Genomic DNA, 18,997 nt, shown 5'->3' with positions numbered 1-18,997 from the left:
ACCTGCGACTATACATCCAGGAAATATCCTATAGGATCGATGATGTCGCGAGAGGCGCGGTCATGAAGCAAAGACCATTCACCAGGCTCGGCGGAGTGGCTGCCCTCCTGGCGCTCGCCGTCGGCACCATGGCCGGTTGCACGAGGAAGAGCGACGACACGGCGACCGGCACGACCACCCGGAAGCCCGACCAGGTCAAAATCGCCCTGGTCCCGGGCGGTGCGCACCCCTACTTCCAGCCGTGGAAGGCAACGGGCGCCAAGGTGAAGACCGACCTGGGGCTGGGCGACGTCACCTTCAACGAGACGTCCGACTGGGATCAGACCAAGCAGAACGACGTCCTCAAGTCGCTCGCCGCCCAGGGCTACAACGCCTTCGGCGTCTTCGGAGTCTCCCCGGAGAACATCAACGCCACCTTCGAGGACCTGACGCGCCAGGGCTACCCGACCGCCTCCCTTGGCTCGTGCCCGGCCGGGGACATCGACAAGGCCGGCTTCTGCCTGTCCACCGATGTCCAGCAGGCCGCGTACAAGGCCGCACAGGCCGCGATCCAGGCCATGGGCGGCCAGGGCAACCTGGTGCACCTGACCGGCAACAAGGTCGACTCCAACACCCAGCGCCGTATCGCCGGCGTGCAGAAGGCGGTCGACGAGACCGGCGGCAAGGTCAAGCTCCTGCAGACGGTGACCGACGTCGACAAGGACCTGCAGAGCGCGCAGAAGGCCGTCGCCGACCTGCTCGCCGCCAAGGGCACCCAGATGCAGGGCATCGTCAACACGGCCTACAACCCGGCGGTCGCCTCCGCCGACGGCGTCAAGCAGGCCAAGCTGCCGATCAAGGTGATCGCGATCGACGACGACCAGACCATCCTCGCCGGCATCAAGGATGGCTCTGTCGCCGGCACGGTGCTGCAGAACCCGGTCGGCCAGGCGTCCGTCGGCTCGTACGCGCTGATGAAGCTGGCTGGTGGCTGCACGATGAGCAAGCCGGGAGTGGCCGTCGACTCCGGCTCCTTCGTCGTCACCAAGGCCAACGTCGACAGCTACGACGCCGAACGGCAGGCGAAGACCGAAGAGCTGCGGAAGGCCTTCGACAGCCAGTACCTGACCTGCAAGAACTAGGAGCTTCGTTGCCCGCGATCAGTCACGTCGAGGCGTACCTTGTCGATCTGGAGGTCGAGACGGTACGCACCGACGCAGTCCAGTCGTTCCTCAAGCAGGAGACCATCTTCGTCGAGATCAAGACCGATGACGGCGGCTTCGGGACCGGCTACTCGTACACGATCGGCACCGGCGGCACCGCCGTGCTCGCCCTGCTGCGCGACTACCTGTTGCCGCGGCTGGTCGGCGCGGACCCCAGCCGGGTGGAGGCGGTGTGGCGGGACCTGTTCGCCGCGACGCGGGCCACCACGGTCGGCGCGATCACCTCGCTGGCCCTCGCCGCCGTGGACACGGCGCTGTGGGACTGGCGGTGCCGCGACGCCGGCCGGCCGCTGTGGATGCTCGCGGGGGGCGCGAAGGATCGCATTCCGCTGTACGACACCGAGGGCGGCTGGCTGCACCTGAGCACCGAGGAGCTGATCGTCGGCGCGAAGGCGAGCCAGGCCGCGGGCTGGCGCGGGGCGAAGCTGAAGCTCGGCCGCTCGCCGGTGCAGGACGCCGATCGGCTGGCCGCCGTGCGCGCGGCCGTCGGCCCCCATTTCGACCTGATGCTCGACGCCAACCAGTCGCTCACGTCGGCCGAGGCCGTCCGGCGGGCCCGGCTCCTCGAACCGGCGGACCCGTACTGGTTCGAGGAGCCGCTGCCCGGCGACGACGTCTCGGGGCACGAGGCATTGGTGGCGGCGAGCTCGATCCCGGTGGCCGTCGGCGAGTCGCTGTATTCGGTGGCCCAGTTCCGCGAGTACCTGCATCGGCGGGCGGCCGGCATCGTCCAGGTCGACGTGGCCCGCATCGGCGGCATCACCCCTTGGCTGAAGGTCGCGCACCTGGCCGAGGCGTACAACGTCCAGGTCTGCCCGCACTTCCTCATGGAGCTGCACGTCAGCCTCTGCTGCGCGGTGCCGAACAGCGGCTACCTGGAGCACATCCCGCAACTGCGGGCGATCACCCGGCACGAGATCGAGATCGTGGACGGGCACGCGCTGGCTCCGTCCGCCCCCGGGCTCGGCATCGAGTGGGACCGCGACGCGATCGACGACCGGAGAGTCGGGTGAGCACGCGGACCGCCACGCCACCGGAGGCCTCCCCAGCAGGACCGCGCAGGCCGCCGCGCATCCCGCTCTGGGCCAACCCCCGCCTCGGCCTGGTCGTTCTGCTCATCGGCCTGGTCGCGCTGTTCACCACGTTGCGGCCGGCGTTCCTGGACACCGGGCTCACGCTGGTGCCGTTGCAGTCGGACATCAGCGTGTACGCGGTCGTCGGGCTCGCCCAGTTGGCGGTCCTCTCGCTCGGGCACATGAACGTGGCCGTCGGCCGCATGGCGGCGATGAGCGCGTTCGCCATGGGGCTCGCCTACGACCGGCTCGGCGTGCCGCTGCCGGTCGGCCTGGTGATCGGGCTGGCCGTCGGTACGCTGCTCGGCGCACTCGCCGGTCTGATCATCTCGCGGACCGGCGTCAACTCGTTCGTGGTCACGCTCGCGATGGACTTCGCCCTGGTCGGGCTCATCACGATCCTCTACACGAGGTTCACCGACGGGGTCGCCTTCAGCGGTCAGCCGGCGGGCATGACGGCGCTGCGCAACGACACGTTCGCCGACTACTGCATGGGCGAGGTGTGCGGCCCCCGCGTTCCGCTGATCGTGCCAGTGGCGCTGGTCGCGGCGCTCGCGGTCGGGTTGCTGTTCCGGTACACCCGGCTGGGCCGGGAGATCCTGATGACGGGCTCGAACGAGAAGGCCGCCGAGCTGTCCGGCATTCCCACGAAGAACCGCGTCGTGCAGGCGCACGCGCTCAGCGGGCTGCTCGCGGGGCTGGCCGGGTTCCTGCTCGCGGCGAACAACGGGGCGTTCTCGGCCAGTATCGGGGACCAGTTCCTCCTGCCGTCGTTCCTGGGGCCGGTGCTCGGTGGCACGCTGCTGGCCGGCGGCGCGGTCAGCATTCTCGGCACGGTCCTCGGCGCGACGCTCACCCAGGTCATCTACAAGGGACTGAACCTGCTGCAGTTCCAGCTCGACGAGCTCAAGCTCTACATCGGGCTGGTGCTGCTGGTCGCCCTCTCGCTGGACCGGGTGCGTCACGTGATCGCCGAGCGAAGGGGGGCACGGGCATGAGCACCAGCCGTACCAGCGTGATCGCCGGCCGCCCGGAGTTCACCCTCGCTCTGCTGGCGGCGGCCGGTTTCGTGGCACTGGCCGTCGCCACCGGGGGCGGCCTGCTCTCCAGCGGCACGCTGGGCGCGTTCTTCCGGTTCCTGGCCGTGCCGATCATCATCGGGCTGTCCCAGATGGTGGTGCTCGCGATCGGGCAGATGAACCTGTCGGTCGGCGCGCTCACCGGACTCTGCTCGATGGTCGCGGCCTGGCTGATGATCGACGCCGGACTGCCGGCGCCGGTGGCCGTACTCGGAGCACTCGCCGTCGGCGGCGCCGCCGGCCTGGTCAACGGGCTGCTCGTCGTGTTCACCCGGATCAACGGGTTCATCGTCACGCTCGCCACCATGACCATCATCGAGGGGCTCCGGTACGGGGTGAACGGCCCCGACACCTTCCAGGGCTACTCGCCCGGGTTGCGGGACTTCGGCCGCGCCTCCGTGCTCGGGCTGCCGGTGGTCTTCCTCGTCGCACTCGCGGTGGCCGCTCTCGTGGGCGTCTTCTTCGCGCGTACGGTCGCCGGTCGGCAACTGCTCGCCACCGGCGGGAGTCCCTTCGCCGCGCGGCTGTCCGGGGTCTCCAACGACCGGTCGATCATCGTGGCGCACGGGCTCAGCGGACTGCTGGCCGGGGTCGCCGCGATCATCACGGTGGCCGCCTCCGGCTCGGTCAACTCCAGCATCGGCGATGACCTGCTGCTGCCGAGCTTCGCGGCGCCGATCATCGGCGGGGTCGCGCTCACCGGCGGCGTGGTCAGCGTCGTCGGCACCTGTCTCGCGGCGTTCCTGGTCCGGCTGGTGGACGTCATGCAGGCCCAGTTCGGCATCAACCCGCGCTGGATCGACCTGATCGTCGGCGCGGTCGTCCTTGGCGCGGTGCTGCTCGGCACCGTCCGGCAGAGACTGTTGCGGAGGTCGTCGTGATGCTCACGGCCGAGGGTCTGGTCAAGACATTCCCGGGGGTACGCGCGCTGGACGGCGCCACCCTGCGGCTCACCGCCGGCAGCGTGCACGCCCTGCTCGGCGAGAACGGCGCGGGCAAGAGCACGCTGATCAAGATCTTGACCGGGGTGTACCAGCCGGACGGCGGGCGGGTGCGCCTCGGTGACACCGAGGTGCACCTGGCCGGTCCGCTGGACGCCCAGCGGGCCGGGATCGGCGTGGTGCACCAGGAACGCAACCTGATCCCCCAATTCTCCATCGCCGAGAACATCGTGCTGCACCACCTGCCACGGCGCTTCGGGCTGGTCGACCGCTCCCGGATGCGGGCCGAGGCCCGGCGCTGCCTGGACCTGCTCGACCTCGACCTCGACCCGGACGCCCCGGTCTCCGGGCTCTCCGTCGCGCAGGCCCAACTCGTCGAGATCGCCAAGGCGCTCAGCATCGACAGCAAGGTGCTGTTGCTGGACGAACCGACCGCGTCGCTCACCGGCGACGAGGCCGACCGGCTCTACGCGATCGTCCGCAAGCTGCGTGACAGCGGGCACGCCGTCGTGCTGGTCAGCCACAAGCTGGAGGAGGTCTTCGCCGTCGCCGACACGGTGACCGTGCTGCGTGACGGGCGTACCGTCGCCGAGGCCGAGCCGCTGGCGGACTACACGCAGGACCGGATCGTCGATCTGATGGTCGGGCGGGCGTACGCCTCGGTGCGCCTGCCCGAGCGGCAGGTCGACCCCGAGACGCCGGCGGCTCTGCGCCTGCGCGGGGTGAGCACCGCGCGGGGCCACCGCGACATCTCCCTGTCCGTACGTCCCGGCGAGATCCTCGGGCTGTACGGCCTGGTGGGCGCCGGCCGCAGCGAGCTGGCCAAGGCGCTGCTCGGGCTGGACCGGATCACGTCGGGCACGGTGGAGGTCCAGGGTCGGCCGGTGCGCATTCGCGATGTCGGCGAGGCGCTGCGGCGCTACCGGATCGGTTACGTGACGGAGAACCGGAAGGAAGAAGGGCTCTTCCTCGACCAGCCGATCACCCGCAACATCGGCGTGACCGTGTGGCGGAGCCTCGCCCGCGCCGGGCTCGTGACGGACCGGGCCGAGCGGCGTCTGTCCGAGGAGTACGCCGACCGGCTCGGCATCCGGGCCTCCTCGGTACGCCAGCTCGCCGGCCAGCTCTCCGGGGGCAACCAGCAGAAGGTGAGCCTCGCGAAGTGGCTGGCCGCGCGCTGCGAGATCCTGATCGTGGACGAGCCGACCGTCGGCATCGACGTACGTACCAAGGCGGCCTTCCACGAGCTGATCGCCGAACTGGCCGGCTCCGGGCTGGGGCTGCTGCTGATCTCGTCGGACCTGCCGGAGATCGTCACCCTCGCCGACCGGATCGCGGTGATGAGCGACTTCAGCCTCCGCGGCGAGCTGGTCAACGACCATGACTACGCTCGGATGAGCCAGGCGATCATACGGTTGATCCACGCCGGGTCCCCCGGCTCTGAAGCCGCATGAATCCGGGTGAGCCGGACGACGATCTCGCCCGGCTCACTCGTGGCATTACGTGGCGTTCGCGCCGTTCTTGGGATTGCCCTTGACGCGTACGAAGCCCCAGTAGACCAACGCGATCCGCCTACAGGCCGTGCGCACCAGGATGAAGTACCCACCGCATACCTTGTCGCGCAGTGTGATGTAGAACCGGCTGTCCGCATCGGCCTTGCGACTGCGATCGAGGTAGTACTTGTAATGCTTGTACGTGTTGCCGATCAGCCCGTAGCCGTAGTCGTGCGAGTCACAGGCCGGTCGGAAGTCGAACCCCGAGGGGCGGTCCGGAGATTGCGTGCAGTGGTCGTGGTTGATGCCCATGACCTTGAACCCGCTGGCGGTCCGCTTCCAGCTCGGACTGTGCCAGCCGTAGTGAGCCGCCCAGGAGATGCAACCGATCTTGGTCCACCACATCCAGTCCTTGGCCGTGGGGCAGTACTTGGGGTAGGCCTGCGGAGGATCGATGCCGTCCGGGAGGAAATCGCTCGCCGGCGGGCCTGTGGCGTTGGGGTCGGGGAAGGCCGCACCCGCGATCGGCGCGTCGGGAGCCGGCCGGTCGGAATCGGTGGAGGTCACGGTGGGAGCCGCGGTGCCTGCCGCGAAGGCCAGTTGCCACCCGCCGTTGGTGGCTGACTGGATCGACGTCAGGCGCCCGATCTGGTCGTAGCCGTAGGTCGCGTCGGTGCTGCCATCGCTGGGATCGGTCACGGTGCGCAGCAGGCCGGAGGTGTCGTACGCGTAGCCGGCCAGTGTCTGCGGCGACTCGGTGCCGGCGGTGACCGTGATCCCCTTGAGCCGGCCCGCGTAGTCGCCGAGCGTGCTGCCGGTGGCCGTGGTCGTCGTGGCGTAGGCGAACGTGAGGAGGGTCTCGGGTGCTTCCGCGCCGGCCGGTTCCGTGATGGTGCCGATGCGGCCCTGGGAGTCGTAACCCACCGTTGACTTGCCGTAGGCGGTGGTGCCGGCGCTGGTCACCCGCCAGGTGTCAGTGCTCTGCAGCCCGGCCGGCTGCGCCCAGGTGTAGGTGTACTTGAGATCGGCCGCGCTGACGGGATTGCCGTTGGCGTCGGTGAAGGTGTCGTCGCCGGTCTCCACGGCGCCCGGATCCACCACGACCGCCTCGGACATCGTGGTGCGCATCGTCCCGACAATCGCGTCCCACTTGGTCGTTTGGGTGATCTTGGATCCGGTGGTGTCCTCGTAGGTCTGGATACCGCCGCCGTCGGGGAACGAGATGCTGCTCTTCAGGTTGTAGCGGATCGAGGTTCCGTCGGCCAGTTCCGTGGTGACGATGGCGCCGCTCTGGACGTCCAGCTTCCGGTTGATCGCCCCGCCGAGGAACTCCGCTTGCCATCCGGGCCCGAAGACGGCCAGCTCGGGGCGGGTGGCGGGGGCTGACTGCGGTCGAGCCAGATCACCGGCGGCGGCGGCGACGCCGTGCTGGCGGCCGATCACCCCTTCGGACACGTCCAGTTCGTTGATCTTGAAGGTGCTGGAGTCGGAGAAGTATTGACCTGGGCCGACCTCCTGGACCGCGGCCGGCGCCGGATCATCGGTGGTGGTGGCGGATGCTTCTGGGGAGAGCAGGGGGAGCATCACCATCGCGACGGCGACGGTGACCGTTAATCGGCGCAATTAGTTCTCCTGGGTGAGCTGGTGATCTGATCAGTTCCACCTGGACAGTAGATGACCGAAAACCTCTCAACAAGGGTCTGTACAGACATTCAAGTTGGTGCTCAAATCGCGTACGGGCTATGCTTTGCCGCAATTCCCGAAAAGCGCGAATAACCATCATCATCCCAGGTCAGATGAGCTAAGGCCATTCGTGTAGCGATTTTATGGCGGCTTTATGGTGACCCTGTGGCGACCGCGTCTATAATCAATGCTCTACCGATTCGGCGCCGTTTCGGTCCATTCCGCGACCTCGTACGTCTCGTACTCGGACACTTCGCCAGGCTTGTGGAATCGGTCAGGCTGGCTCCCGACCGTCAGGCGGCGAGGCTTGCCGTCGTCTCCCGGAGGGAGTTTCCGGGAGCCGTGCGGCGGCGTCGCCACGACATCCCGCATGGCCAGCAGCGTTCCGTTGCCGGGGTTGATGATCCACTGGCGGCGGTACGTGCCGAGCTGCTTGGGTGCGGTGTAGAGACCGAGGGGAATGGTCGTCTCCACCGGCAAGGAGATCACCACTCCGCGGCGGCCCAGGGGGTCGGTCGTCTCGGCCTCGACCTTGACGCCGGGCAGGGTGGCGAGCATCCGGAACGCGGCCGCCCGTACCTCCGGAGGGGCGGGTGCCCCGGCCAGCAGGGTGCCGGCCACATCACTCAGCGCCCGGACGCGCTTCTCACCCGGCAGGGCCCGTATCGGCTGCCTCGTGACCGTCGGGGCGTACGCCTCCCAGTTGCCGTCGAGGTTCAGCAGGGCGTTCTCCAGTTGCTTGGGCTGGGTCGGCAGCGTGGCCACCTGTTCGGGGGTCATGCCGAAGAATCGTTGATCACTGTTCCTGCGGCACGTCTGCGCCCTCTTCGCGGTCTCCAAGAACAGGGTGCCGGTCCCTTCCTCAGTCGGGACCGACACCTTCATGGGCGCCCCCGCCTGCTGCCATTTCCGCTTGTCGTCGGCGGTCCATGGACGGGCGGGCAGGTCCTGGTAGGTGAAGCACGACTTGCCGCTCCGATCGGTCCATTGGTCGTACTGCATCCTCCCCTCGACCTTGTAATGGTCCGACGCGCTCTCGCCGACCGCGTAGATCGTCCCGGCGATGCGGGTGGTGTGCCAGTACGTGCCGGTCGGCCCTTTCCGCACATTGGTGGCGGCCACCAGCAGTGCGTTGCCCGGCTCGTGAAGAATCTCGTTCTTGCCCAAACGGATGGACTGATCCCTGTCCGAGGTCAGAGAGATGGCGGCCACGATCCCCGCGATCAGAGCGGCCGTCGCCACCATGCTCACCATCGGGACCCTGAAGCCGCGGCGGGCGCGCGGCGGAGGGCCGGAGCGCCAGTTGGTTCGCAGGGTGAGCCGGTCCGGGTTCTCCTCACGGGCCAGTGCCGTCCGTACCTGCCGTAGCGCGTCGATCTCATCCATCGTTCTTCTCCCCGGGGAGGGCGCTGCGGAGCTTTATCCGAGCCCGGTGAATCTTGGCCTTGACGGTGCCGAGGGGCAGCTCCAAAGTCGCTGCGATCTCGGCGTACGACAGCTCGCCCCAGGCGAGCAGCAGAACGGCGCTGCGGTCCTGGGCGCTCAGCGAGGCGAGGGCCTTCGCCAGCCGAGGGCCGTACGCCGCGGCGGCCACCCGATCACTGACCAACTCGGCGAGGCCGTCCTCCGCGGGGTCCACGCCCGTTCGGGCGAACGCCTTGTACATACGGGTTTCCTGCCGATGGTGCTTGGCGAGCAGATTGCTGGCGATGCCCCACAGCCACGCGCCGAACTCCGATCGCCCGTCGAACCGCTCCCGCTGCCGGAACGCGGTGGCGAACGCCTCCGCCACGACGTCATCGGCGAGAGCTGGCCCGAGGCGCCGCTTGATGTAGGCATGGAGTCGTGGGGCGTGGCGGCGGAACAGTTCGCCGAACGCCTCAGGGTCTTCCAGAGAGGCGGCGACAACTTCCAGGTCGCCGAGCCTCTCCGTAGGTTGACTCACCACTCTCGCCGCAACCATGGGGTGGTGTGTCCCGTCATGGGTAGTTCCTCCGTGTCCGAGGTGCTGACAATCTCCTCTATCCCGAAGGCGGCTCCCCGGTTGCGGCCTACTCGCCGTTCGCGAGGTGTTTGTCGAGGAAGGCGAATGTGCGCTGCCACGCGTCATCCGCCGCCGGCCGGACGAGGCCGTGACGCAGCGGGAACAGCGCGAGTTTCGCGATGGGGTGATGACCGTCGGTCATGAAGGAATGCCCGGCGGCCGGATAGATCTCCACGTCGTGCTCGACGCCGAGCGCCCGCATGTGCTCCCGCAGCCGCGAACCGTGCGGCACGAAGCCCAGGTCGCGGCCGCCATAGGAGCCCACGACGGGACATACCGCCCGCAGCTCTTCCTGGTCCCGGGGGACCGCGCCGTAGTTCACCGATACGGCTCGCACGCCGGGCGGCTCGCTCGCCGCGTACGCGAGGGCGAATCCACCACCCATACAGAATCCGATCACCCCGAGCCGGCCGCCGTCGACGTCTTCGCGGTCGGCCAGCCACCGCCGGGTCGCGTCGATGTCGGCGGCCGGGCGCCCCGGCTTACCGGTCGCGAACTGGTGCATGGCCCGTGTCAGGCACCCGATCCTGGTGCCGTGGCTGTACAAATCCGGCAAGACGGCCGCATAGCCATGCGCGGCGAATATGTCTATTACATGAAGCATGTCCGGTTCTACGCCGTAGATTTCGTGCACGACCACCATCCCCGGCCATCCGGCCGCGGGTACGGTCCCTTTCGGTAGTGCCATTGTCGCCGTCAGTGAACTGCCGTCCGGCAGCGGAATGCGTACGGGTTGTCGCACCAAGCGCTCCTTAGGAGATGACCAAATCTATGATTTTGGTCGTGCAGAAAGATATGCTCCTCCTGGCTTGGTCGAAGGCGCCACCCACAAAGCGCTCCCCTTGATATGCGGGCGATATGCGGGTGCTATGCGGGCCCTCGATTACCGTCGGCTTCCGGAGTCATCTGGACGCCAGATCAGCGAACTTTCCGGCGCTATGTTCATGGCCAAGGAACTGGGCGCCTAACCGTATCCCCCCATACGCACCTGTTCAGAGAGGTGAGCATGCCCGCAACCAGCAGGCCGACCGTCAGATCCGCGATCACCGCCCTAGCGGTCACTTTCGCGGTGGCGCTGATTCCCCAGGCCGCCTCAGCGCAGGCCGCCGGCGCACTGGCCGTGTCCCACAAGAGCCCGTTCAACTGCGGGAAGACCTTCTACGCCAACAACTGGACCCCCACCCACAACCCAGCGGGGTCCATCGACTGGCAGAACTATGGCAGCGACGCCATCAACGGTGAGACCGTGCGCGCCACCGCCGCGGGCACCGCGACCTTCTACAACGCGGGAAGCACCAGCTACGGCAGGTGGGTCGAGATCCGTCACAGTGACGGCACCAGAACCCGATACGCCCACCTCGCGACCCAGGTGAAGTCGCCCGGCAGCTCCATGACCGTCAGCCAGGGCACCGTGATCGGGACGGTCGGCTCGACGGGCGGATCGAACGCTCCACACCTGCACTACGAACAGCGCACCTCCAGCGGCGCGATGGACACCAGCCCGACCGTGGAGGGCACGACCGTGTCCTTGGGCACGAAGAAGGCCCTCAAGAGCACCAACGGCTGCGGCGGCGGCAGCCCCACCAACCCCAACACCCCGGAGAGCGTCTGCGGCAGCGGCTTCACGGTCATCGACTCGGCCGCCCTCACCGGTGGCCGCGTCTATCTGCTCTACAACTCGGGTAACAAGAACAACTGCGTCGTCACGCTGAAGACGACGAGCCTCGGCACGGCGACGTCGGTGTCGGCCTTCCTGCAGCCGAAGGGCGAGAGCAAGGCGAGCGACTCGGGCAAGTTCGACTACTACGCGGGGCCGGTCAAGCGCGACGCGGCCGGACAGTGCGTCGTGTGGGGCGGCTCGGTCGGCAGCAGCACCTACACCAGCCCCTCTGAGCACTGCGGTTAGTTCTCTCAGCTGGGCGACACACGTCAAAGGCCACTGCCCGATCGGGGAGTGGCCTTTGACGTGTGGTTCTCGCGGTTGGGCGCCCACAGTTGGTCGGCGTCCCCGGCGGCGAGCCGGCCTCGGTAGACGTCGATCTTGTGGTCGATGAGCTTGAGGTTCTCCTGTATCTCGGCGAGCTTGGCGCTCACGTCGGCGCGGTGGGCCTCCATGAGGGCGAGTCGTTCCTGCTCGTTGCCGTGCCCGGCGGCGACGAGCTGGGCGTAGCGCCGGATGGTCTTGATGGGCATGCCGGTGGCCCGCAGCCGGGTGCAGACGGTGATCCAGTCCAGGTCGAGCTGCTGGTAACGGCGCCGGCCGCCGGCGGTGCGGTCGACGGTGGTGACGACCAGGCCGGCGCGTTCGTAGTAGCGCAGGGTGTGCACGCTCACGCCGGTGCGACGGGCGGCCTCGGCGATGCTCAGGCCGGTCTGAGAGACAGAGCGCTTGACTTCGAGCACGCTCTAAATTCTAGCGTCGTGGTCATGGGTACCTCAATGCTGCCGAAGACCACGGACGACGAGCTCAGCCAAGGCCGCAGGCTGCTGGTTCTCGCGATCTGCTGCGCCAGCATCATCGTCGTGGTGATGGACATCTCCATCGTCAACGTCGCGCTGCCGGCGATCCGTCGCGACCTGCACGCCTCGGTGTCCGGCCTGCAGTGGACGGTCGACGCGTACACCCTGGTGCTGGCCGGCTTCCTGGTGCTGGGCGGGTCGACCGCCGACCGGGTCGGCCGCCGGCGCGTCTTCCAGGTCGGCCTCGCCGCCTTCGGGCTCGGCTCGCTGCTGTGCAGCCTGGCGCCGAGCATCGGCTGGCTGATCGCGGCGCGTGCGCTGCAGGCTGTCGGTGGCACGATGCTCAACCCGGTGGCGATGGCGATCACCGCCACCACGTTCCCCGATCCGGCCGAGCGGGCCAGGGCCATCGGCGTGTTCGGCTCGATGTCCGGCCTGTCGCTGGCGCTGGGGCCGATCCTCGGCGGCGCCCTGGTCGACGGCCTTGGCTGGCGCTCCATCTTCTGGATCAACGTGCCGATCGTGGCCGCCGCGATCGTGTGCACCGCGCTGTTCGTGCCCGAGTCCCGCGCCGCCCGGGCGCGCCGGTTCGATCCGGTGGGTCAGGTTCTGGTGATCCTGATGCTGGGCAGCGTCGTCTACGCGATCATCGAGTCCCGCACGCTGGGCTGGACCTCGCCGGTCATCCTCAGCCTGCTCGCCGTCGCCGTGCTCGGCGCGCTGGGCCTCCTCGGCTACGAAGCGCGCCGGGCCGACCCGCTGCTGGAGCTGCGCCTGTTTCGCAGCGTGCCGTTCAGCTCGGCGATTCTGATGGCGCTCTTCGCCTTGTGCGGGTTCGGTGCGTTCCTGTTCGTGACCACCCAGTACCTACAGGACGTACGCGGCATGTCGGCGCTGACGGCCGGGCTGTGCCTGCTCCCGGTCGGGGTGCTGGTCGTGGTGCTGTCCCCGTTCACCGGCCGGCTGGTCGGCAGGCGCGGTCCTCGGCTGCCGCTGGTGGTCGCCGGGGCCGCGCTGGCTCTGGGCGGCGGCGCGTCGATGTGGCTCGGCCCGGCCACCCCGCTGCCGGCCGTACTCGCGATCTATCTGCTGTTCGGCGTCTTCCTGGGCACCGTCAACCCGCCGATCACCAACACGGCGGTCTCCGGGATGCCCCGCTCGATGGCCGGGGTGGCCGCCTCGTTGGCCTCCGCCAGCCGGCAGAGCGGCACCACGCTCGGTGTCGCGATCTCCGGAACGATCGTGGGTTCGGCCCTGGCCGGCGGCGGGACGGCGTACACCGGCGCGGAGCACGGCGTGTGGTGGCTGGTGCTCGGGCTCGGCGTCGGCATCCTGGTCCTGGGGCTGCTCAGCACCGGGCGCTGGGCCGCGGACACCGCCGGGCGGGCGGCGGCGCTGTTCGAGGAAGTGGACCGGGGCGCGGATCTTGGGGAACACCCGGCCGGCACGTAACTCCGCAACGGGACAAACGTTGCCAACGCGGCGCTAGACTTGCATAATTCGTTATCTTGTACCTTTCGTGTTTATGTAGGTAGGTTTGGCGCTATGACCGCATCCAGGACTCCGACCACCGCCGAGGAGCTGCGCGGTGCAGGCCTCCGGGTGACGGCCGCCCGCGTCGCACTGATCGAGACCGTCCGCGACGGTGACCATCTCGATGTCGAGGCGATCGCCTCCGGTGTACGCGATCGCGTGGGCCACATCTCCCTGCAAGCCGTGTATGAGGCCCTCAACGCGCTCACCGCGGTGGGACTCGTACGCCGCATCGAACCGGCCGGCAGCCCGGCCCGGTTCGAGGGACGCGTCGGGGACAACCACCACCACGTCGTGTGCCGGTCGTGCGGTGTCGTCGCTGACGTCGACTGCGCGGTCGGCGAGGTGCCCTGCCTGACCGCGTCCGACGCCCACGGCTTCTTGATCGACGAGGCCGAGGTCATCTACTGGGGCCTGTGTCCCGACTGTTCCACCGCCAGCAGTTCCTGAGCACCGTGATCCCATAGTCCGGAAGGATTTGCATGTCCGAGAACCATGATGCAATCGTCACAGACGCGAAGGCAGAGGGCGGAGGTGGCTGCCCGGTCGCGCACGAGCGCGCCCCGCACCCGACGCAGGGCGGCGGAAACCGCCAGTGGTGGCCGGAGCGGCTCAACCTGAAGATCCTCGCCAAGAACCCCGCCGTGGCCAACCCCCTCGGTGAGGAGTTCGACTACGCCGAGGCGTTCAAGACCCTCGACCTCGCGGCCGTGAAGCGGGACATCGCGGAGGTGCTGACGACCTCGCAGGACTGGTGGCCGGCCGACTTCGGCAACTACGGCCCGTTCATGATCCGGATGGCGTGGCACAGCGCAGGCACCTACCGGATCAGCGACGGCCGCGGCGGCGCCGGCGCCGGCCAGCAGCGCTTCGCCCCGCTCAACAGCTGGCCGGACAACGGAAACCTCGACAAGGCTCGCCGCCTGCTGTGGCCGGTCAAGAAGAAGTACGGCCAGAAGCTCTCGTGGGCCGACCTCATGATCCTCACCGGCAACGTCGCCCTGGAGTCGATGGGCTTCAAGACCTTCGGCTTCGGCGGCGGTCGTGCGGACGTCTGGGAGCCCGACGAGGACGTCTACTGGGGCCCCGAGACCGCCTGGCTCGACGACCAGCGCTACAGCGGCGACCGGGAGCTCGAGAGCCCCCTCGGCGCGGTCCAGATGGGCCTCATCTACGTCAACCCGGAGGGCCCGAACGGCAACCCGGACCCGCTCGCCGCGGCCCGCGACATCCGTGAGACGTTCCGCCGGATGGCGATGAACGACGAGGAGACGGTCGCCCTGATCGCGGGCGGTCACACCTTCGGCAAGACGCACGGCGCCGGCCCGGCGGACAACGTCGGCGCCGACCCCGAGGCCGCCTCGATCGAGGACCAGGGCTTCGGCTGGAAGAACACCTTCGGCACCGGCAAGGGCGCCGACGCGATCACCAGCGGCCTTGAGGGCATCTGGACGAACACCCCCGTGACGTGGGACAACAGCTTCTTCGAGATCCTGTTCGGCTACGAGTGGGAGCTGTTCAAGAGCCCCGCGGGCGCGAACCAGTGGCGGCCGAAGGACGGTGCCGGGGCGGGCACCGTCCCCGACGCCCACGACCCGTCGAAGCGCGTCGCACCGACGATGCTGACGACCGACCTCTCGCTCCGCATCGACCCGATCTATGAGCAGATCTCGCGACGCTTCCTCGAGAACCCCGACGCGTTCGCGGACGCCTTCGCCCGTGCGTGGTACAAGCTCACCCACCGCGACATGGGCCCGATCGTGCGCTACCTCGGCCCGGAGGTCCCGGCCGAGACGCTGCTGTGGCAGGACCCCCTCCCCGCGGTGACGCACGAGCTCATCGACGCCGCGGACATCGCCTCCCTCAAGGGCCAGATCCTCGCCTCGGGCCTGTCGGTGTCCCAGCTCGTATCCACCGCGTGGGCGTCGGCCTCGACCTTCCGCGGCGGCGACAAGCGCGGCGGCGCCAACGGCGCGCGCATCCGTCTCGAGCCGCAGAGCGGATGGGAGGTCAACGACCCCGACCAGCTCGCGATCGTGCTGCGCACGCTGGAGGGGATCCAGCAGGCCTTCAACGCCGCCCAGACCGGCGGCAAGCAGGTCTCGCTCGCCGACCTGATCGTGCTCGCCGGTGGTGCGGCCGTCGAGCAGGGCGCCAAGAACGCCGGCTTCGACGTCGAGGTCCCCTTCACGCCTGGCCGCGTGGACGCCTCGCTGGAGCAGACCGACGTGGAGTCGTTCGCCGCGCTCGAGCCGACCGCCGACGGGTTCCGCAACTACCTCGGGAAGGGCAACCGGCTGCCGGCCGAGTACCTGCTCATCGACCGGGCGAACCTGCTGACCCTGAGTGCCCCCGAGCTGACGGTCCTCGTCGGTGGCCTTCGCGTCCTGGGCGCGAACTACCAGCAGTCGCAGCTCGGCCTCTTCACCGCCACCCCCGGGTCGCTGACCAACGACTTCTTCGCCAACCTGCTCGAGCTGGGCACGACGTGGCAGGCGACGTCCGAGGACGCGAACACGTTCGAGGGCCGCGACGCCGCCACGGGCGAGGTCAAGTGGACCGGAACTCGCGCCGACCTCGTCTTCGGGTCGAACTCCGAGCTGCGCGCGGTCGCGGAGGTCTACGCGAGCGATGACGCGAAGGAGAAGTTCGTGAAGGACTTCGTCGCGGCGTGGGACAAGGTGATGAACCTCGACCGGTTCGACCTCGTCTGATCATGACGTTCAGGCCCGCAACCTGCTCCGATAGTGGCCGTGTAGCGATCGTGTAGACCCCGCGACGAAAGTCGTTCCTGTCTCTCACAGGGACAGGAACGAAAGGGGAAGTCATGGTTAAGACGGTCCGGTTCTACGCGCGCTATGTCGTCAGCACCCTCTCCACTGCCGTGTTCATCCTCAACGGCTGAGGTTCGGTCCCACTTGACGGCCTCTGGGAGCGGCTTTGTGCCGCCCCAGGGGCCGTCGTGTTCCACGACCACCGCGCAAAGGATGGAACAGGATGTTCGGGACAGCCGCCCGGCAGATGGGTTACGCCTGGTCGATGCTGGCAGGCCGGCGATTCCGGGTGAAGGACGTGGCCGCGCTGGTGGACGACCTGCGCGCGACCCTGGAGGAGTTCGGATCCCCCGGTGAGGGCGCGGGCGAGATGCTGACCGCGCCCGATCCCGAGATGCAGCGAGACCTCGCCGCGCGCCGGCTCCGGCGGACGGTGCGGTTGACGGCCCGCGACACCCCCTACTACCGCCGCTGGTTCGAGCAGCACGGCATCGACCCGGCATCCATCACCCTGGACTCCCTGGCATCGATCGAGCCGACGACGAAGGCCGCGCTGCGCGACCTGCCGTCCACGTTCGTCGCCGACCGGGCCCGCCCGGCCGTACTCGCCCAGACCACGGGCACGACGGGCGTGCCGACCATGGTCTGGTTCTCCCGGTACGAGATCGACCTGATGTCTGGCATGTCGGCCTTGGCGCTGATGCTCGCCGGTGGGCTCCGCCCCGAGCATGTCTGGGCCAACTGCATCACCTCGCGGTCCATCGCCCAGATCCTCATCGAGCGGGCGGTGACCATGACCGGGGCGGCCTTCTTCCACCTCGGTGTCGTGGACCCTCGCGCCACGCTGGACCGGTTGGCGGTCCCGCTGCACGTCCCGGGCAAACGGCCTCAGGTGACCCACCTCAACACGACGGCCTCCTACCTCGCGGCCCTGGTCCAGGAGGCCGAGCGGGGCGGATGGCACGCGAAGGACTTCGGTCTCGAAGAGATCCACTCCGGTGGCGAGGTCCTCACCGACGCGCTGAAGGAGCGTGCGGAGGCCATGTTCGGGGCTCCCGTCCTGGACGGCTACTCGATGACGGAGATCGCCCCCGTGGGCGGCCAGGTCTGCGGGCAGGGACACCTTCATCTCCCCACCGACCAGGGACACGTCGAGGTCCTCGACCCCGAGACCTTCCGACCGGCGGCTCCTGGGGCCCACGGTGTGCTGGTGGTGACGCCCTACACCATGTACCGCGACACGACCCTGCTGCTCCGTTATGTCACCGGTGACATCGTCAAAGTGCTGCCCGAGAGCGAGACGCCGGCCTGCGAGCTCGCGGCCGTACCGGCGACCTCACGGGTGCTCGGCCGGCTGTCACCCTCGTCCCTGACCACGCGCGACGTCCTGGACCTCCTCCAAGCGGAGCACGAGATCCCGCTCCCGACGCGATACGCGCTGGAGGAGACCCGGTCGGGACCGGTGCTGCACGCCGTGACCGGCAAAGTGAGCCGCGCGCTGGTGTCCCGGCTGGAGGAGCGCGCGGCCGAGCTGAAGCTTCCGCTGCGGGGCATCGAGCTCGTCGACGATCCGGCCGACCTCCCCGCCCTCTGCCGCGTCCGCGCGGACCTGCGGGAGCACACCTTCGAGCAGGTCACGGCCACCGCGTCCGCCCGGGTGGACAAGCCGGCCCTGCGGGCGGCCGCGGAGGCGGTCGCCGAGATAGGAGTCCGATGAGCGCGCCAGTGAGCGAGGCGGTCCTGCGCGGACTGGTCCTCTACCTGCTCATCCTGCTGACCGTGGGTGTCGCGGCGGTCTACTTCGCCAGAGTGACGATGCCGCGCCCGCCGGTCGGCCGGTTCGTCTGGACCGACATCTGGATCATGGTCGTGGCACTCGTCGCCATGCCGTTCGCCTACATGCACATGCCGGTCGGGCTGGTCGTCACGATCTTCGGTGTGGTCGTCTTCACCGTGTCGCAACTCGCCCTGTCGCCGGTGCTGGGCGGCCGGAACGCCGCGCTGGCGGCCGCTCTGCTCTGCGCGGCGGACGTGGCCGCGTACTTCGCGGGATGGCCGACGGCGGTGCTCGTCGTCAACGACCTCACGATGATCCTCCTCACCGTCGGGGTCGCCAACCTGTGGGCGCAGACGGGGATGAAGGCCGCCCACGTGGCGGGCCTGGCCGCCGCACTGACCGTGTACGACGCCCTTGCCACGGGCGTGAGCTCGCTGACGACTGATTTCGTGTTCCGGGTCGAGGGGTTGCCGTTCGCCCCGATACTCGCCACCGGCTACGGGCCCGTCACGAGTCTGGCCGGTCTCGGCGACTGCCTGATGCTGGCCGTGTGGCCTCTGGTGGCGGCCAAGGCGTACGGCAGGGCCGCCGGCTGGTGGGCCGCCGTGATCGAGGGGACGTTGCTGCTGGGCCTGACGCTCGCCGTCCTGTTCACCGATCTGGACTTCGTGCCGCTGCTGCTGCCCCTGGGGCCGCTGATCGTGGGACAGCACCTGTTCTGGCGGCGCCGCGACCGGGCTCGCGCCCTGCGGAGCGGACCGGATCGAGTCGAGCTCACCGAGGCACTGGCCGATCTCCCCGCCGCCGCAGGCTCCTGGGTCGCGCTGCACGAAGGAGCCGTCGTCGCGACGGGGGCTTCACCGGGTACGGCCCGGCGGGCGGCACGGCAGGCAGGCGTCACAGCCATGCCAGTTGTCCGGGGAACGGGTGGCTGACCC

16 protein-coding genes are annotated in these 18,997 nt (G+C 68.9%); 11 read left to right on the top strand and 5 right to left on the bottom strand.

Annotation, left to right across the window (positions count from 1 at the left end):
• Window positions 1-62 precede the first annotated feature (62 nt).
• From KLK06_RS11540 to KLK06_RS11520, 5 genes are read left to right on the top strand one after another with little or no spacing between them, the layout of a single operon-like run.
• Entirely contained in the window at window positions 63-1,121 is a 1,059-nt protein-coding gene (locus KLK06_RS11540) for a sugar ABC transporter substrate-binding protein (RefSeq protein ID WP_214635343.1), read from the top strand.
• A gap of 8 nt (window positions 1,122-1,129) precedes the next feature.
• Window positions 1,130-2,215, top strand: a complete 1,086-nt coding sequence (locus tag KLK06_RS11535; protein ID WP_214635342.1) for a mandelate racemase/muconate lactonizing enzyme family protein — start codon at window positions 1,130-1,132, stop codon at window positions 2,213-2,215.
• Window positions 2,212-3,273, top strand: coding sequence for an ABC transporter permease (locus KLK06_RS11530; RefSeq protein WP_214635341.1), 1,062 nt, complete (start codon window positions 2,212-2,214; stop codon window positions 3,271-3,273). Before KLK06_RS11535 ends, KLK06_RS11530 begins: the two co-directional genes overlap by 4 nt.
• Entirely contained in the window at window positions 3,270-4,235 is a 966-nt protein-coding gene (locus KLK06_RS11525) for an ABC transporter permease (protein ID WP_214635340.1), read from the top strand. The genes KLK06_RS11530 and KLK06_RS11525 overlap by 4 nt, the downstream gene beginning before the upstream one ends.
• Window positions 4,235-5,749 carry a sugar ABC transporter ATP-binding protein gene (locus tag KLK06_RS11520; RefSeq protein WP_250905307.1) on the top strand — a complete coding sequence of 505 codons (1,515 nt, stop codon included), beginning with the start codon at window positions 4,235-4,237 and terminating at the stop codon, window positions 5,747-5,749. Before KLK06_RS11525 ends, KLK06_RS11520 begins: the two co-directional genes overlap by 1 nt.
• A 45-nt stretch (window positions 5,750-5,794) precedes the next feature.
• On the opposite strand, the gene KLK06_RS11515 is transcribed toward KLK06_RS11520, so the two are convergent.
• The 4 genes from KLK06_RS11515 to KLK06_RS11500 all read right to left on the bottom strand — a co-directional run bounded on the left by KLK06_RS11515 (window position 5,795) and on the right by KLK06_RS11500 (window position 10,257).
• On the bottom strand, window positions 5,795-7,411 hold the full coding sequence (locus KLK06_RS11515; protein WP_214635338.1) for a phospholipase A2: 1,617 nt from the start codon (window positions 7,409-7,411) through the stop codon (window positions 5,795-5,797).
• A gap of 252 nt (window positions 7,412-7,663) precedes the next feature.
• Complete coding sequence (locus KLK06_RS11510; protein ID WP_214635337.1) at window positions 7,664-8,857, bottom strand: CU044_5270 family protein; 1,194 nt, start codon at window positions 8,855-8,857, stop codon at window positions 7,664-7,666.
• Window positions 8,850-9,416 (bottom strand): RNA polymerase sigma factor, encoded by a 567-nt coding sequence (locus tag KLK06_RS11505; RefSeq protein ID WP_308168197.1) that lies wholly within the window; start codon window positions 9,414-9,416, stop codon window positions 8,850-8,852. Before KLK06_RS11505 ends, KLK06_RS11510 begins: the two co-directional genes overlap by 8 nt.
• 106 nt (window positions 9,417-9,522) lie before the next feature.
• A complete protein-coding gene (locus KLK06_RS11500) occupies window positions 9,523-10,257 on the bottom strand; it encodes a dienelactone hydrolase family protein (RefSeq protein ID WP_308168196.1) in 735 nt (244 codons plus the stop codon).
• Window positions 10,258-10,521: 264 nt separating this feature from the next.
• On the opposite strand from KLK06_RS11500, the gene KLK06_RS11495 reads away from it, so the two are divergent.
• Window positions 10,522-11,421 carry a M23 family metallopeptidase gene (locus tag KLK06_RS11495; protein WP_250905178.1) on the top strand — a complete coding sequence of 300 codons (900 nt, stop codon included), beginning with the start codon at window positions 10,522-10,524 and terminating at the stop codon, window positions 11,419-11,421.
• 23 nt (window positions 11,422-11,444) lie between these two features.
• Here the strand turns inward: KLK06_RS11495 and KLK06_RS11490 are convergent, their stop codons facing one another.
• Entirely contained in the window at window positions 11,445-11,918 is a 474-nt protein-coding gene (locus KLK06_RS11490) for a MerR family transcriptional regulator (RefSeq protein ID WP_308168195.1), read from the bottom strand.
• Between the two features lie 24 nt (window positions 11,919-11,942).
• Between KLK06_RS11490 and KLK06_RS11485 the strand changes: the two genes are divergently transcribed.
• The 5 genes from KLK06_RS11485 (at window position 11,943) to KLK06_RS11465 (ending at window position 18,994) form a co-directional block, all read left to right on the top strand.
• The gene (locus tag KLK06_RS11485) at window positions 11,943-13,427 is read left to right on the top strand and encodes an MFS transporter (RefSeq protein WP_250905177.1); all 1,485 of its coding nucleotides are present in this window, start codon (window positions 11,943-11,945) and stop codon (window positions 13,425-13,427) included.
• Window positions 13,428-13,520: 93 nt separating this feature from the next.
• Window positions 13,521-13,958, top strand: coding sequence for a Fur family transcriptional regulator (locus KLK06_RS11480; protein ID WP_214635333.1), 438 nt, complete (start codon window positions 13,521-13,523; stop codon window positions 13,956-13,958).
• A 32-nt stretch (window positions 13,959-13,990) separates the two neighbouring features.
• Window positions 13,991-16,222, top strand: coding sequence for a catalase/peroxidase HPI (gene katG / locus KLK06_RS11475; RefSeq protein ID WP_214635332.1), 2,232 nt, complete (start codon window positions 13,991-13,993; stop codon window positions 16,220-16,222).
• Window positions 16,223-16,505: 283 nt separating this feature from the next.
• Window positions 16,506-17,999, top strand: a complete 1,494-nt coding sequence (locus KLK06_RS11470) for a phenylacetate--CoA ligase family protein (protein ID WP_214635331.1) — start codon at window positions 16,506-16,508, stop codon at window positions 17,997-17,999.
• On the top strand, window positions 17,996-18,994 hold the full coding sequence (locus KLK06_RS11465; protein WP_214635330.1) for a hypothetical protein: 999 nt from the start codon (window positions 17,996-17,998) through the stop codon (window positions 18,992-18,994). Before KLK06_RS11470 ends, KLK06_RS11465 begins: the two co-directional genes overlap by 4 nt.
• The last annotated feature ends 3 nt before the right edge of the window (window positions 18,995-18,997 follow it).

The sequence above is a fragment of the Nonomuraea sp. NEAU-A123 genome (genome assembly GCF_018603905.1).
Classification (GTDB): domain Bacteria; phylum Actinomycetota; class Actinomycetes; order Streptosporangiales; family Streptosporangiaceae; genus Nonomuraea.
This window is presented reverse-complemented; position numbering and strand designations above follow the sequence as displayed.

Coding starts and splice junctions, on each gene's coding strand:
- KLK06_RS11540 (WP_214635343.1), top strand. CDS start 63: ATGAAGCAAAGACCATTCACCAGGCTCGGCGGAGTGGCTGCCCTCCTG.
- KLK06_RS11525 (WP_214635340.1), top strand. CDS start 3,270: ATGAGCACCAGCCGTACCAGCGTGATCGCCGGCCGCCCGGAGTTCACC.
- KLK06_RS11520 (WP_250905307.1), top strand. CDS start 4,235: ATGCTCACGGCCGAGGGTCTGGTCAAGACATTCCCGGGGGTACGCGCG.
- KLK06_RS11510 (WP_214635337.1), bottom strand. CDS start 8,857: ATGGATGAGATCGACGCGCTACGGCAGGTACGGACGGCACTGGCCCGT.
- KLK06_RS11495 (WP_250905178.1), top strand. CDS start 10,522: ATGCCCGCAACCAGCAGGCCGACCGTCAGATCCGCGATCACCGCCCTA.
- KLK06_RS11485 (WP_250905177.1), top strand. CDS start 11,943: ATGGGTACCTCAATGCTGCCGAAGACCACGGACGACGAGCTCAGCCAA.
- KLK06_RS11480 (WP_214635333.1), top strand. CDS start 13,521: ATGACCGCATCCAGGACTCCGACCACCGCCGAGGAGCTGCGCGGTGCA.
- katG (WP_214635332.1), top strand. CDS start 13,991: ATGTCCGAGAACCATGATGCAATCGTCACAGACGCGAAGGCAGAGGGC.
- KLK06_RS11470 (WP_214635331.1), top strand. CDS start 16,506: ATGTTCGGGACAGCCGCCCGGCAGATGGGTTACGCCTGGTCGATGCTG.
- KLK06_RS11465 (WP_214635330.1), top strand. CDS start 17,996: ATGAGCGCGCCAGTGAGCGAGGCGGTCCTGCGCGGACTGGTCCTCTAC.